Source organism: Exiguobacterium sp. BMC-KP (genome assembly GCF_001275385.1).
In the GTDB taxonomy this organism is placed as follows: Bacteria; Bacillota; Bacilli; order Exiguobacteriales; family Exiguobacteriaceae; genus Exiguobacterium_A.
In genome coordinates, this window is record NZ_LGIW01000002.1 from 41,443 (window position 1) to 54,362 (window position 12,920).

Here is a 12,920-nt window from a genome sequence, read left to right on the forward strand (position 1 = left end):
TCCGTAATGCCTCAAGGACAGGGTTACGGCCTGACAAGAAATCTTGTCCTTCTTCGAGCGGTTCAATTACAACCGGTTGTTCCTTAACGGGAGCAACCTTCTTTTTCTCTTGCGCTGGACGTTGCGCTTTTGGCTTCGGCTTAGCGCCAGTAACCTTAGGACTCGTCTGTTTTTTCGGCTTCGAGTAATTCGAACGCTTGTCCGATGAGTTCTTCAAGACGATCTCCTCCTTCTGAAAGATAAATATAACCAAGTAATGCTTCAAATGCTGTCGCGTAACGATACGTATGAACGTCTGTGCTTTTCGGGACAGAACCAGATTTTGCATTCTTCCCACGACGGACGACCGCTGCTTCTTCTTCCGTCAACGCATCCGTATTCAACCAGTGCGTTACGACTGTCGCTTGTGCTTGTGCCCGAACGTACCGGACGGCTGCTTTGTGTAGTTCGCCCGGTTTCACATATCCTTGTTCAAGCAATCGCTCCCGCACACGAATTTCATAGACGACGTCGCCCATGTACGCTAACGCGAGTGCATTGAGTTGTTTGTAGTTCTTCATCCGCGCTTCCACCGCATCCCTTGTGCTGTGTCTTCAAGCAGGATACCTTGATCACGCAGTTGGTCGCGAATCGCGTCCGCTCGTGCGAAATCACGATTTTGACGGGCTGTATTCCGCTCTTCGATCAACTGTTCGACTTCCTCATCGAGCAAGCCTTTGTCGACTGTCAACGTCACACCAAGGACATCTGATAATTCCGAGAACAGTGCGAGAAACTGTTCGAGCACCTGTTTCGACACATGTGCTTCTCCGAGGTATAGATTGGCTTCTTTCGAGAGATCAAACAAATCCGTCACCGCATTCGCTGTATTGAAATCATCATCCATCGATGTGATGAAGTGTTCCTTGATCGCCGCTAGACGATTCAACCACTTCTCGTCACCTGTTCCGAGATCAGCCGTCATTTCAAGACGATGTTCGATATTTGCGACCGACTCGCGAATCCGATCGAGACCATTTGCCGCCTGATCGATCAATTCACGACTATAGTTGATCGGGTGACGGTACTGGACCGATAACATGAAGAAACGCAAGACCATCGGATCGACCGCTTGAATCGCTTCATGGACCGTCAGAAAGTTACCGAGTGATTTCGACATCTTCTCGTTTTCGATGTTCAAGAAACCATTATGCATCCAGTAGTTTGCGAACTTCTGTGAATTGCATGCTTCCGATTGAGCAATCTCATTCTCGTGGTGTGGGAACTTCAAGTCTTGTCCACCCGCATGGATATCAATCGTCTCACCGAGGTACTTCTTCGCCATTGCCGAGCATTCGATGTGCCAGCCTGGTCGTCCTTCTCCCCATGGACTCGTCCATGCCGGTTCACCTGGTTTCGCTGCTTTCCAGAGAACGAAATCAAGTGGGTCTTCTTTTTTATCTCCTACTTCGATCCGCGCACCTGCACGTAATTCGTCGATTGACTGTTGGCTTAATTGTCCGTAGTCATCGAAGCTACGTGTTCGGAAATAGACATCGCCGCTTGATGCATAGGCATTTCCTTTTTCAACGAGCACTTCGATGAAGGCGATGATATCGTCCATCGTTTCTGTAACGAGTGGATGAATATCCGCTTTTTGGACATTCAAAGCTCCTGTATCCGCATGATATGCCTCGATGAAACGTTTCGTTAACGCATGGTAGTCTTCTCCGAGTTCGTTCGCCGTCCGAATGATCTTATCATCGACGTCAGTAAAGTTCGAGACGTATTTGACTTCATATCCGCGATACGTGAAGTAACGACGGACCGTATCGAAGACGATTGCTGGACGCGCATTTCCGATATGGATGTAGTTATAAACGGTCGGGCCACAGACATACATCTTGACCTTTCCTTCTTCTAATGGCTTAAATGGTTCCTTTTTTCCGGTCATGCTGTTGTACAGTTGAATCATGACGTCGCCCTCCTTTGATCCGTTCGATTTCTTGTTTTAATACTTCTAGTTCCATTTCGATTCGCTCTTGGCACTCGCTGACGGGATCCGGGAAACGATGATCGAGTGGTGCTTCGACCTTCATGCCGTCCTGAATGACGACGCGTCCCGGAATGCCGACGACCGTCGCATTCGGAGGAACAGGTTTTAGGACGACGGAACTCGCTCCAATTTTAGAGTATGCCCCGATCGTGATGTCGCCGAGGACACGAGCACCTGCTGAAACAAGAACTCCGTCTTCAATCGTCGGATGACGCTTTCCTGTTTCTTTCCCCGTTCCGCCGAGTGTCACGCCTTGAAACAACGTGACATCATCACCGATAATCGTAGTCTCACCAATAACGACACCCATCCCGTGATCGATAAAGAAACGGCGTCCAATCGTCGCTCCCGGATGAATCTCGATGCCGGTCAAAAAGCGACTGAACTGCGAAATCAATCGACCGAGTAAGCGAAACTTCGCTTTCCAGAGCCGATGGGCAAGACGATGCATCCATATCGCATGTAAGCCCGGGTATGTCAAAATGACTTCTAACGTGCTGCGGGCAGCTGGATCTTGCTCAAACACATTGCGGATATCTTCTCGTATCCGTGTCATATTCGTTCTCCTCTCCATAAGAAAAAGCGCCTCCATGCATTGCTGCACAGAGACGCTAACGAAGCGCGGTCCCACTCTGTTTGGACGATATACTCGTCCCTCTCGACGTCCGTTAACGCCGGAGATACGTCTGCGCCTACTCTCACCGATTTCGGGCAGCACTCAGAGGGGCATTTCATGATTCGCTTCTTCAAGCCCTCGCACCATTCGAGCTTGTCTCTGGAGAAGAAGACGCATCGTTACTTTCCTCGTCTACGCTTTCGTTATTCTGCTTCAAGCCGTGCAAGCACACGGTCTTTTCCTAGTAATTGAATCGTGTTCGGGAGTTCTGGACCATGCGTCTGTCCCGTCGTCGCGACACGAATTGGCATGAACAAGTTTTTCCCTTTTTGACCAGTTGCTTTTTGCGTCGCTTTGATCGATGCTTTAATCGCTTCTGGTGTCCACTCTTCTAAAGCACGTAACTGGTTCGCGAATTCTGCTAAAACAGCCGGAACCGTCTCGCCGCTCAAGACAGTGTTTGCTTCTTCATCATACACCACTTCATCTTCAAAGAACATCTCTGAAAGCTTGACGATTTCTGCACCGTGCGTCATCTGCTCACGGTAAAGTGAGACGAGATCACGTGCCCAAGCGAGCTCTTCTTCTGAAGGTGATGCTTCAACGCGACCTGCTTCTTGTAAGAACGGAAGGCTCGCTTCGAATACTTCTTCGAACGATTGGTGTTTCATGTACTGGCTGTTGATCCAAGCCAATTTGTTTTGGTCAAAGACAGCCGGACTCTTCGAGAGACGATCCGCGTCAAAGATCTTGATGAGCTCTTCTTTTGTGAAGATTTCCTCTTCGCCAACCGGTGACCAGCCGAGAAGCGTGATGAAGTTTAGCAATGCTTCCGGGAGATAACCGAGCTCTTTATACTGCTCGATGTACTGGATGATCGAGTGATCGCGTTTTGAGAGTTTTTTGTGTGATTCGTTGACGATCAATGTCATGTGACCGAACGTCGGATATTCCCAACCGAACGCGTCATAGATCATCATCTGTTTCGGTGTGTTCGAAATATGATCATCCCCGCGAAGAACATGACTGATCGCCATCAAGTGATCGTCGATGACAACAGCAAAGTTATACGTCGGAATGCCGTCTTTTTTGACGATGACCCAGTCACCGAAATCTTTTGACTCGAAGGAGACGTCGTCTTTGACAATATCATTCCATGTATACGTGACATCTTCCGGCACACGAATCCGAATCGACGGCGTGCGACCTTCTGCGCGGAACGCTTCTTCTTGTTCTGCTGTCAGGTTACGGTGTGCACCTGAATAACGTGGTGCTTCACCACGTGCAATTTGCGCTTCGCGTTCTGCTTCGAGCTCTTCCGATGTCATATAGCAACGGTAAGCGAGTCCTTTTTCAAGTAACTCATCCGTATACTTTTGATAGATATCGAGACGCTCCATTTGTGAATATGGACCATACTCGCCACCGCGACCTGGACCTTCGTCCCAATCGACACCGAGCCACTCAAGATTCTTCATTTGACTCTCGACACCATCTGCGATGTTCCGCTTTTGGTCCGTATCCTCGATTCGTAATACCATCTTACCGCCTAAATGGCGTGCAAACAGATAGTTAAATAATGCAGTCCGGGCATTCCCGATATGCAAGTGTCCTGTTGGACTTGGGGCATAACGTACTCGTACTTCTGCCATTGCCAATCACTCCTTCGACTAAAATTCGCTTATCTAGTATACCTTATTCTTCGATTCGTTTCAGTAGAATCACTGCTTGACAAGCGATTCCCTCTTCTCGTCCCGTAAAACCTAACCATTCCGTCGTCGTTGCCTTGACATTGATCTGTTCAATGTCCGCTTCGAGTAATTCCGCGATCCGCGCCCGCATCGTATCAATATACGGACGAAGCTTTGGCGCCTGGGCGATGACTGTCGCATCTAGGTTGCCGAGCTCGTACCCTTGTTGTTTAACGAGTGCGTAGACATGCTCAAGTAATTTTGCTGAATCTGCATCTTTGAATTCTGGGTCCGTATCCGGAAAATGTTTTCCGATATCTCCTGCTGCAATCGCACCGAGTGCTGCGTCGGCAATCGTATGTAACAAGACGTCAGCATCCGAGTGACCGAGCAATCCTTTCGTATGCGGAATCTCGATGCCGCCTAAAATCAATTTCCGATCCTCTGCAAAGGCATGTACATCAAAACCTTGTCCAATTCGAATCATGATCATTTCCCTCGTTTCATTAGAATCGCTTCACCGAACCATAAGTCGTCCGGTGTCGTCATCTTGATATTTTCGTAGTGACCGGTAACGATCGTCACTTTTCCTCCGTCCCATTCTATCAAACTTGCATCATCGGTTCCTAGGTATTTCGTTGCCGCCCTCTCGTGAACCGTACGAATCGTCGCAAGATCAAACGCTTGCGGTGTCTGTGCTGCCATCAGCTGCTCACGTGGAACCGTTTCACTGATTTGATTCGCTTCGATTCGTTTCACCGTATCTTTAATCGGTACAGCGAGAATCGCCGCCTGATTTAAAGTTGCCGCCTGTACGACAGCATGAATCGCTTCCTGCGAAATGAACGGTCGGGCGCCATCATGGATTAGAACGATTCCTTCCCCTTCAAGTGCCTCAAGACCACGGAGTACACTTTCTTGACGTTCGGCACCACCTGCGACAAGTTTAATGGATGTCGTATACGACGCGGTAATGCTTGTGAACCAATCTTGCTCCAGTGGATTGATGGCAAGAACGATCTCCGTACATGCAGGATCTGCCTCAAAGACGTCTAGTGTCCAAGCAATGATTGGACGTTCTCTCAGTTCGAGCATCAATTTATTACGATCAGCGCCCATCCGCTTACCAGCACCAGCAGCGGGGATGACGACACGATACGTGGCTGTAGACATCAAATTCCCTCTTTTCTTCCTAACTGATCATCATGCCGCACTTCGTCACACCGAAAACGGACTCGATCGTGAAATCGAATCCGTTACGGGGTCTATCCGAGTGCCTCTCGATGTCTCTCTAAGCATAGTGTCTCATTTTTCTTGTGGTTTCGCAAAAATCATTCGTCCTGCTGACGTCTGCAAGACACTCGTGACGACGACGCCGATTGTTTTGGAAATCAAGTGTTTTCCGCCTTCGACGACGACCATCGTTCCGTCTTCGAGATAGGCGATGCCTTGCTTTTGTTCTTTCCCTTCTTTAATGACAAGGACGGTCATCTCTTCTCCTGGAATGACGACTTGTTTGACGGCATTCGCCAGATCATTGATGTTGAGGACAGGCACATGTCGAACTTCACAGACTTTGTTCAAGTTATAGTCGTTCGTGACGACGATGCCTTTGACGAGTTCCGCTAGTTTAATCAGCTTAATGTCGACTTCCGGTACATCCTCAAAGTCGCCATCATAAATTTCGACCTCGACTCCTGGAATCTCTTGTAACTCTTTTAAGACGTCGAGTCCACGACGTCCCCGGTTTCGTTTCAACGTATCGGAAGAGTCCGCAATGTACTGCAACTCACCGATGACGAATTGCGGGACGATTAGTTTCCCTTCAACGAAGCCAGTTTTCGTAATATCCGTGATCCGACCATCGATGATGACGCTCGTATCGAGAACCTTACTGTTTGATTTAGCTGGTACGATCACTTCTGGTGTCGCCTTTTTCTCACTTTGGTTGCTGCGTAAGAAGATTTTTGTCAATTCATGACGTTTGCGATAACCGACCGTAAAGCCGAGATATCCGAATAACGCGGTCACGAAAATCGTTAAGACATTACTTAAGACAGGGATACCTACCAAATCAATCAATGTACTGACGAGGAATGCTAGTACCAACCCGATCAAAAGACCAAATGTTCCAAAAAAGAGATCTGCTACTGGGGCTTTGACAAGTCGTTCTTCTAAAAATCGGAGAAGTCGAATTACCGAATCCGTAATGAATAATCCAATTAATAAGAATATGAGTGCACCAATCGTTCCAGTTACGTATTCGCTCATCAACCATGCAGGGAATGTCGTATTCGTTGCCGTTTCAATTAATTGGAAGAACTGAGGCAGCAACAAAATCCCGAGGGCAAGTCCAAGTAATGCAAAAAATACCCGAATGACGATTTTCAATCTTCTCACCTCCTTTGCTTATTTTAAGTTCATTGTAACATGTACTGATTTGAACTACCTACGCCGGAAGGAGGGGAAACTGTTTACATATCCATTACAGCTTCCCCACTTTTTGCGTCATTCCAGCTTAAAACGGGATGGTTTCACGTAATGCTTCGTCCACACTCTCGACACCAACGACCGTAATGCCATCTGGATACGTCCACCCACCCAGGTTATTTTTTGGAATGATGGCGCGTGTGAAACCAAGTTTAGCGGCTTCTGCTACGCGTTGTTCAATCCGCGACACACGTCGAACTTCGCCTGTCAATCCAACTTCACCAATTACGACATCAGTCGGACGCGTCGGCTTATCGCGGAAACTTGAAGCAATGGCGACACAGACTGCTAAATCAATCGCTGGTTCGTCGAGCTTTACACCACCCGCTGCTTTGAGGTAAGCATCTTGTGTCTGCAAGAGAAGACCCGATCGTTTCTCAAGGACAGCCATCAACAAAGCCACCTTATTTTGATCAATTCCGGTCGCCATTCGTCTAGGGTTCCCAAACGACGTCGGTGAAATCAGCGCTTGCAGTTCAACGAGAACCGTCCGTGTCCCTTCCATCGATGCAACGATCGTCGAACCAGATACGCCAGATGTCCGCTCTTCGAGGAAAATTTCGGATGGATTGAGGACCTCTTCGAGTCCTGACTCCCGCATCTCAAAAATCCCGATTTCATTCGTCGAACCAAACCGGTTCTTAACGGCGCGTAAAATGCGGAACGTATGGTGACGTTCGCCTTCGAAGTACAAGACGGCATCGACCATGTGTTCAAGCAAACGAGGGCCGGCAATCGAACCTTGTTTTGTGACGTGACCGACGATGAAAATCGCAATACCACGACTCTTCGCAATTTTCATCAGCATTGCTGTACATTCACGTACCTGTGTTACGCTCCCTGGCGCCGATTGAATTTCATCAATGTAGACAGTTTGAATCGAGTCGATGATTAAAAAACGTGGCTGTTCTTCATCGACGACGCGTTCAATCATATTCATATCTGTCTCACTAAGGACAAATAAATCTTGCGTCGGTAATCCCAGTCGTTCCGCGCGCAGCTTTGTTTGTTTGAGCGACTCTTCCCCTGAGATGTAGAGGACTTTTTCGCCACGCTGGGCAAGACGAGCACTCGTCTGAAGTAGAATCGTTGATTTCCCAATCCCCGGGTCTCCTCCAACGAGTACCATCGATCCGGGAACGATGCCGCCACCAAGAACGCGGTCGAATTCACCACTTCCGGTAAAGACGCGACTCTCTTCTTGCGAGACGATGTTCGCGAGGCGTTCTGGTTTTAATTGTTTTGTTGTCGTATGAACGAATGCGGCACCGCGTCGTCCTTTTTTCTCTTCAACGACTTCTTCGACCATCGTGTTCCATTCTCCACACCCCGAACAACGTCCCATCCATTTCGGTGATTCGGTTCCACAGCTTTGGCAAACGAACTTTGTTTTTAACTTAGCCAATCGATTCATCCTTTCTTTTCAAAAAAAGGACCAGCTTCGCTCAGAAAGTGCGAAAGCTGGCCCTGTGCTCAGTGCTTATTCCGTTGCGGCAGAACTCACGTGATTCCGGCGAACGATGAATTCGTTCTCTTCGACATCAAGCGCAACATGCTCTCCTTTTTGGATATCACCTGCGAGCAATGCTTCTGACAACCGGTCTTCCGCTTCCCGCTGAAGGGCACGACGGATTGGACGCGCACCGTACTCTGGATCGTATCCGATATCAGCGATCTTCGAGAGGGCAGCTGGTGTCAATTCGAAATGAATTTCCTGTTCAGCCAAACGTTTTTCAAGGGTTTTCGCCATCAACTTCACGATCTCTTCGATGTGTTGTTTCTCGAGTGAGTGGAAGACGATCGTTTCGTCAATCCGGTTCAAGAACTCTGGACGGAACGCCCGTTTGAGTTCTTCCATGACTTTATCTTTCATATCTTTGTATTCGCGATCCGTATCTTCCGAAACAGCGAATCCGACATATTTATTCCGTTTAAGGGCACTTGCACCGACGTTCGATGTCATGACGATGATCGTGTTACGGAAATCAACCGTCCGACCTTTCGAGTCCGTCAAGCGTCCATCATCAAGTACTTGTAAGAGAATGTTGAAGACTTCTGGGTGAGCCTTCTCGATTTCATCAAGTAAGATAACCGAGTATGGTTTCCGGCGAACTTTTTCTGTCAATTGACCGCCTTCTTCGTAGCCGACATACCCTGGAGGTGAACCGACGAGACGACTCGTTGCGTGTTTCTCCATGTACTCTGACATGTCGATCCGGATGATCGCATCCTCATCTCCGAACATTGCTTCAGCAACCGCACGTGCAAGCTCTGTCTTACCAACCCCTGTAGGACCGAGGAAGATGAACGAACCAATCGGACGTTTTGGATCTTTAAGTCCAGCCCGTGCCCGGCGGATCGCTTTTGAGATTGATTTAACGGCTTCATTTTGACCGATGACACGATCGTGAAGGATTTCTTCGAGGCGAAGGAGACGATCGGTCTCTTCTTCCGCGATCTTCGTGACCGGTACACCTGTCCAGTTAGCAACGACTTGGGCGATGTCATCTTTTGTGACTTCAAGTTTTTCGTTGCCCTGTTTATTCTGCCATTCCTCTTTCAAACGCTCCAGCTCATCACGTAATTTTTGTTCCGTATCACGAAGGCTTGCTGCTTTTTCGAACTCTTGGCTCTGGACAGCTTCGTCCTTGTCTTTACGGATACCTTCAAGTTTCGCTTCGACTTCTTTTAAGTTCGGTGGCGCTGTATACGAGCGTAAACGAACTTTTGATGCCGCTTCATCAATCAAATCGATCGCTTTATCTGGAAGGAAACGATCCGAAATGTATCGATCCGACAATGTGACGGCTTCTTGAATCGCTTCGTCTGTGATCGTCACACGGTGGTGTGCTTCATAACGATCGCGAAGACCGAATAGGATTTGTGTTGCTTCATCTGTCGTTGGCTCAGCGACTTGGATTGGTTGGAAACGACGTTCGAGTGCCGCATCTTTTTCGATGTACTTCCGGTACTCATCAAGTGTCGTAGCTCCGATACACTGTAGCTCGCCTCGCGCGAGTGATGGTTTAAGGATATTCGATGCATCGATCGCACCTTCTGCTCCCCCTGCTCCAATCAATGTATGCAACTCATCGATGAAGAGAATGATGTTCCCAGCTTGACGAATCTCATCCATGACCTTTTTCAAGCGATCCTCGAATTCACCACGGTATTTCGTACCGGCGACGAGTGTTCCCATGTCGAGTACCATGACGCGTTTATTACGTAACGTCTCCGGTACTTCATTGTTGATGATTTGTTGAGCAAGACCCTCAACGACAGCTGTTTTACCAACCCCTGGTTCCCCAATCAAGACCGGGTTGTTCTTCGTCCGGCGGCTCAAAACTTCAATGACGCGTTGAATCTCTTTCGCGCGACCAATGACTGGGTCAAGACGTGTTTCACGCGCTTGTTGCGTCAAATCACGAGCAAGACCATCAAGTGTTGGTGTTGCAACACCTGAACCGGCTTGCGATGCGTTTGCTGTTGTTTCGCTGTTCCCAAGCAACTGGAGTACTTGCTGACGAGCTTTTGAAAGACTGATACCTAAGTTATTCAAGACACGAGCAGCAACGCCTTCTCCTTCTCGAATCAAACCGAGTAAAAGGTGTTCTGTCCCGACGTAAGAGTGACCAAGTTTACGTGCCTCATCCATTGATAGCTCAATAACTTTTTTCGCACGTGGTGTATAGTGAATCGTCGTTGCACCATCTTGTCCTCGACCGATCAATGCTTCGACTTCCATCTGAATTTTATCTGAACTGAGACCAAGTGCTGTTAATGCTTTCGCAGCGATTCCGTCTCCTTCACGTACAAGTCCGAGTAAAATGTGTTCTGTTCCGATATTATGGTGCCCCAACCGTACTGCCTCTTCTTGAGCAAGTGCCAATACACGTTGTGCACGTTCTGTGAATCGTCCAAACATCATTATGCAAAACCTCCTTGTGTGTGATCCCTATTTGTCTGTTCGGTTAACATCGTCCGGATTCGTTTTGCCCGTTCAATGTCCCGTTCTCTAGATGTTAATTGTTTCCCGAAATGCTTTTGTAGAAAACCTGTTTGTAACGAAACGAGCAGCTGATGAAAAAGATTTGGAGGAAGATTGACCTCTAATCCCAGACTATCTGCTAAGCGAACATCCGATAGTCGTTCCGTCGCCTCTCGAGCTGTAATCAATCGAGCTGAGGTCAAGATACCGTAGGAACGATATAGTCTGTCCTCTAGTTCTTCTTGATACATCTCCAATAATCCTTTTCTTGCTGCTTGTTCTGCTTCAATTAATGCTTCGACCGCAAATTGATAGTCCGTGATCAGCATATCCTCACTTGCCCCAAGAGTCCGTTGATTTGAAAGCTGGAACATGCGACCAGAAGCATCACTTCCCTCGCCGTAACGCCCACGAATCGCGAATCCTAGCTGCCGTAAGTGTTTGATGTACCCTTGAATCTGATTCGTCAGGACGAGTCCCGGCAAGTGCAACATCACGGAAGCACGGAGACCTGTTCCGACGTTACTCGGACACGTAGTTAAATAACCAAGCGTATCATCAAAAGCAATCTTAAATCGTTCACTAATCAAACGATCGACTTGTTTTGCGATGCGAAATGCTTCTTCGAGCTGTAGTCCTGGCAAGAGCGTCTGAATGCGGAAATGATCCTCCTCATTCACCATGACACTAATCTGCTCATCTTCACTAATGAAGAGACCTGTTCGCGGATGACTCGCTAACGCTGGACTAATCAGATGCTTTTCTACTAAAGCGGTTCGCGTCAGTACATCCGCTTGATCGACACGACCAAACCGGAAACCTTTCATCCCATTGAGTTGGCGTTCCGTCTCTTCAATTAATGCATTTGCCTGTTGCTCCGACAACATCGTTGAGAACGGATACCGTGTCGTATTACGTGCTAATCGGATACGTGTCGAAACGACGATGTCGTCAAAGGGAGAAGATTGATTCATCGATTCGCTTAAAGGGTGTTGGAGCAACTCTTCAAACATGACGCAAATCCTCCTCGACACTCTCAATCTGTTGTTTTATGACTTCTGCTTCTTCATAATCTTCTGCTAAGATCTTGCGATTTAATTGTTCTTTAAGCCGACTGAGCTGCTGATTCAATCGTTTTTCAACGGATTCCTCATCAGGACGTGAGCCATAATGTTGCGTATGACCGTGTTGGAACTGGCGAACCATCCCGTCGACTTCGTCTTTAAAAAATGAATAACAAGTCGGGCAACCGACTTTACGAAGATGAAGCAATTGTTGGCGGGTCATACCACAAGACGGACAGGCCGTCCCTTGATACTCACGTGCTAACTCCCTCACACAAACCGAACATAAGAATTTTTCATCGGTTTCTGACTCTTGTGGAAGTTTGACACGGACGATTGCTTCTCGTTCGCCACATCGTTGACAACGCATAGTGCATTCCTCCAATGTCCGACGACTAGAGTCGCTTCATAGTTTGAAGAAGCGTCCGCATCAAGTGGGCACGCATCCGGTGTTGATCTTCGATCGCCATCGGCAAACTCTCTTTTTGCAACAGCGATTGAATCAAAATAGCTTCCCGCCGCGTCAATAATTGTTCGTTCATCAAACGAATCAAGTAATCTTCTGCAGCTTGTTCCGTCAAATGATCACCAATCCATGAACTGACTTCATCTAATAGATCGTGACTATCGAGCACAACGATTTTTTGAATCCGAATGTACCCACCGCCACCTCGTTTACTTTCAACAAAATAACCTTTTTCGACCGTAAAACGAGTATTGATGACATAGTTGATTTGCGATGGTACACAGTCAAAACGCTGTGCAATTTCTTGACGTTTGATTTCAATCGTCTTTTCGTCGTGTAAAATTTGCTTTAAATAGGCTTCGATGATATCTGTGATGTTTTGCATTGGCACCACCTCTCTGACCATCTTTGACTATTGTTTGATTTAATAGTAATCATCTAAAAAAAGAAATGCAACTGATAAGGCTTTTTAGAAAACACAAAAAGACCGACCTGCAATCTGCAGATCGGTCAAGTGCCTGGCAACGTCCTATCCTCACAGGGGGAAGCCCCCAACTACTTTCGGCGTTC

The 12,920-nt window shown here is 47.7% G+C and carries 12 protein-coding genes and 1 other annotated feature; all 12 genes read right to left on the reverse strand.

Annotated features, from left to right (window positions below; all coding sequences use genetic code 11):
* Nucleotides 1-155: 155 nt before the first annotated feature.
* The 12 genes from ADM98_RS00305 to ADM98_RS00360 all read right to left on the reverse strand — a co-directional run bounded on the left by ADM98_RS00305 (nt 156) and on the right by ADM98_RS00360 (nt 12,735).
* A complete protein-coding gene (locus ADM98_RS00305; protein ID WP_023466600.1) occupies nt 156-560 on the reverse strand; it encodes a Mini-ribonuclease 3 in 405 nt (134 codons plus the stop codon).
* A complete protein-coding gene (gene cysS, locus ADM98_RS00310) occupies nt 557-1,954 on the reverse strand; it encodes a cysteine--tRNA ligase (protein ID WP_053451750.1) in 1,398 nt (465 codons plus the stop codon). The genes ADM98_RS00305 and cysS overlap by 4 nt, the downstream gene beginning before the upstream one ends.
* Entirely contained in the window at nt 1,908-2,609 is a 702-nt protein-coding gene (cysE, locus tag ADM98_RS00315; RefSeq protein ID WP_268760699.1) for a serine O-acetyltransferase, read from the reverse strand. The genes cysS and cysE overlap by 47 nt, the downstream gene beginning before the upstream one ends.
* A gap of 27 nt (nt 2,610-2,636) precedes the next feature.
* Nucleotides 2,637-2,855: a binding site (T-box leader), on the reverse strand.
* Complete coding sequence (gene gltX, locus ADM98_RS00320; protein WP_053451752.1) at nt 2,855-4,303, reverse strand: glutamate--tRNA ligase; 1,449 nt, start codon at nt 4,301-4,303, stop codon at nt 2,855-2,857. It overlaps the preceding feature by 1 nt.
* Nucleotides 4,304-4,346: 43 nt before the next feature.
* A complete protein-coding gene (gene ispF / locus ADM98_RS00325) occupies nt 4,347-4,829 on the reverse strand; it encodes a 2-C-methyl-D-erythritol 2,4-cyclodiphosphate synthase (RefSeq protein ID WP_053451753.1) in 483 nt (160 codons plus the stop codon).
* A gap of 2 nt (nt 4,830-4,831) precedes the next feature.
* On the reverse strand, nt 4,832-5,515 hold the full coding sequence (gene ispD, locus ADM98_RS00330; protein WP_053451754.1) for a 2-C-methyl-D-erythritol 4-phosphate cytidylyltransferase: 684 nt from the start codon (nt 5,513-5,515) through the stop codon (nt 4,832-4,834).
* A 132-nt stretch (nt 5,516-5,647) separates the two neighbouring features.
* Nucleotides 5,648-6,733, reverse strand: coding sequence for a PIN/TRAM domain-containing protein (locus tag ADM98_RS00335; protein ID WP_053451755.1), 1,086 nt, complete (start codon nt 6,731-6,733; stop codon nt 5,648-5,650).
* A gap of 127 nt (nt 6,734-6,860) precedes the next feature.
* The gene (gene radA, locus ADM98_RS00340) at nt 6,861-8,237 is read right to left on the reverse strand and encodes a DNA repair protein RadA (protein ID WP_029343076.1); all 1,377 of its coding nucleotides are present in this window, start codon (nt 8,235-8,237) and stop codon (nt 6,861-6,863) included.
* Between the two features lie 75 nt (nt 8,238-8,312).
* Nucleotides 8,313-10,760, reverse strand: coding sequence for an ATP-dependent protease ATP-binding subunit ClpC (gene clpC / locus ADM98_RS00345; protein ID WP_035413120.1), 2,448 nt, complete (start codon nt 10,758-10,760; stop codon nt 8,313-8,315).
* The gene (locus ADM98_RS00350; RefSeq protein ID WP_053451756.1) at nt 10,760-11,833 is read right to left on the reverse strand and encodes a protein arginine kinase; all 1,074 of its coding nucleotides are present in this window, start codon (nt 11,831-11,833) and stop codon (nt 10,760-10,762) included. The genes clpC and ADM98_RS00350 overlap by 1 nt, the downstream gene beginning before the upstream one ends.
* Entirely contained in the window at nt 11,826-12,254 is a 429-nt protein-coding gene (locus ADM98_RS00355; protein WP_023466580.1) for a hypothetical protein, read from the reverse strand. Before ADM98_RS00355 ends, ADM98_RS00350 begins: the two co-directional genes overlap by 8 nt.
* A 25-nt stretch (nt 12,255-12,279) precedes the next feature.
* On the reverse strand, nt 12,280-12,735 hold the full coding sequence (locus ADM98_RS00360) for a CtsR family transcriptional regulator (protein WP_053451757.1): 456 nt from the start codon (nt 12,733-12,735) through the stop codon (nt 12,280-12,282).
* Nucleotides 12,736-12,920: the final 185 nt, after the last annotated feature.

Excerpts from the sequence above, each read along its gene's own strand:
- ADM98_RS00355 (WP_023466580.1), bottom strand. The coding sequence starts at position 12,254 with ATGCGTTGTCAACGATGTGGCGAACGAGAAGCAATCGTCCGTGTCAAA.
- ADM98_RS00360 (WP_053451757.1), bottom strand. The coding sequence starts at position 12,735 with ATGCAAAACATCACAGATATCATCGAAGCCTATTTAAAGCAAATTTTA.
- ADM98_RS00305 (WP_023466600.1), bottom strand. The coding sequence starts at position 560 with ATGAAGAACTACAAACAACTCAATGCACTCGCGTTAGCGTACATGGGC.
- gltX (WP_053451752.1), bottom strand. The coding sequence starts at position 4,303 with ATGGCAGAAGTACGAGTACGTTATGCCCCAAGTCCAACAGGACACTTG.
- ispD (WP_053451754.1), bottom strand. The coding sequence starts at position 5,515 with ATGTCTACAGCCACGTATCGTGTCGTCATCCCCGCTGCTGGTGCTGGT.
- cysS (WP_053451750.1), bottom strand. The coding sequence starts at position 1,954 with ATGATTCAACTGTACAACAGCATGACCGGAAAAAAGGAACCATTTAAG.
- cysE (WP_268760699.1), bottom strand. The coding sequence starts at position 2,609 with ATGGAGAGGAGAACGAATATGACACGGATACGAGAAGATATCCGCAAT.
- ADM98_RS00350 (WP_053451756.1), bottom strand. The coding sequence starts at position 11,833 with ATGTTTGAAGAGTTGCTCCAACACCCTTTAAGCGAATCGATGAATCAA.
- ispF (WP_053451753.1), bottom strand. The coding sequence starts at position 4,829 with ATGATTCGAATTGGACAAGGTTTTGATGTACATGCCTTTGCAGAGGAT.
- clpC (WP_035413120.1), bottom strand. The coding sequence starts at position 10,760 with ATGATGTTTGGACGATTCACAGAACGTGCACAACGTGTATTGGCACTT.